The organism is Streptomyces sp. NPDC008001, assembly GCF_042958085.1.
In the GTDB taxonomy this organism is placed as follows: Bacteria; Actinomycetota; Actinomycetes; order Streptomycetales; family Streptomycetaceae; genus Streptomyces.
Map to the genome: position 1 here is coordinate 1 of NZ_JBIBIZ010000021.1, position 1390 is coordinate 1390.

Below are 1390 nucleotides of genomic sequence, written 5' to 3' on the forward strand. Positions count from 1 at the left end.
CTAGTAGTGCTTTGTTAGGTGGTGTCGTAGGGCTGCCAGGGTGTGGGCTGGTGGCAGGTCGGGCAGGTAGCGATCCAGGTCGCGAGTAGGTGTTGGAGCTGGTCCAGGGCCTGGTAGAGAGTCAGGCCCTGGCATGGGCTTTTGGGTCGGTCCGCTGTTCGGCCAGGAAGAGATGTGCCGCGGTGACCAGGGTGACGTGGCGGTGCCAGCCGACGAAGGAACGCCCCTCGAAGTGGTCGAGGCCGAGCGATGTCTTCAGCTCGCGGTAGTCGTGCTCGATGCGCCAGCGTAGTTTCGCCAGCCGCACCAGGTCCGCGACCGGGATATCGGCGGGCAGATTCGAGATCCAGTACTTGACGGGCTCGTCCTGGCCATGCGGCCACTGGGCGATCAGCCAGCTGAGCGGGAATGTGCCGTCGAGGGCGGGCTTGGGCCGGCGGCCGGCCAGGCGGACTCGTAGAGCGATGAAAGCAGAGGTCATCGGACCTTTGGAACCCTTGCGCCAGGTGACGGTGACGGCCTGGTTGCGCCCAGCATCCAGCACATGCTCGCGCAGGCTGACCGGCCGGATTCTGTATCGCGGCAGCGGGCGGGGCCCGAGACCGCCATAGGCGGGTTCGTGGGGTTCGGCCGTGGCCGGGTAGGCGGTCAGCTCGCCTTTGACCTGCAGAGCGAAGGCCAGGCCGCGTTCTTCCAGTCCCCGGCGGAAGGAAGCGTTGGCGCCGTAGTCGATGTCTGCGACCAGCACGGCCGGCCGCAGACCGATAGCGGCGAGTTCGTCGAGCATCTCCAGCGCGAGCCGCCATTTGGGCCGGTGGTGCTCGTCCTCGGGGATGCGGCAGCGGGCCCGCCGCCCGGCCGCCTCAGGAAGGTCCCACTTCTCCGGCAGGAACAACCGCCAGGCCAGCGGGCAGGAAGCCCCATCGGAGGCGGCATGGACACTGACCCCGATCTGGCAGTTCCCGACCTTCCCCAACGTCCCGGAGTACTGCCGGGCCACCCCCGGCGAGGAGGACCCGTCCTTGGGAAAGCCGGTGTCGTCCACGACCCAGACCTGCGGGCGGACCACCTTGACCGCACGGCGGGCCAGACGGGCCCGTACCTCATCGGCCGGCCAGGTCGAGGACGTCACGAACTGCTGAAGCTGCTGGTGATCCACCCCTAGCCGCTCGGCCATCGGCTGCATCGACTTCCGCCGGCCATCCAGCAACAGCCCCCGCAGATACAGCTGGCCCTTCACCTTCTGATCCGCACGCCGCAGCGGCGCGAACACCTCCGCGGCAAACTCCTCCAACCGCCCACGACACCCAGCAAGTTCCACGGCCTGCATACCCTGCAGCGAACCACCAGAGCACCAGCCTGACCAGACACCTAACAAAGCACTACTAGG

Annotated in this window: 1 protein-coding gene; it reads right to left on the reverse strand. The window is 67.6% G+C overall.

Features of this window, described 5'->3' with window-relative positions; genetic code table 11:
- Positions 1 to 121: 121 nt before the first annotated feature.
- Positions 122 to 1330 carry an IS701 family transposase gene (locus tag ACFZCD_RS32835; RefSeq protein ID WP_391836716.1) on the reverse strand — a complete coding sequence of 403 codons (1209 nt, stop codon included), beginning with the start codon at positions 1328 to 1330 and terminating at the stop codon, positions 122 to 124.
- Positions 1331 to 1390: the final 60 nt, after the last annotated feature.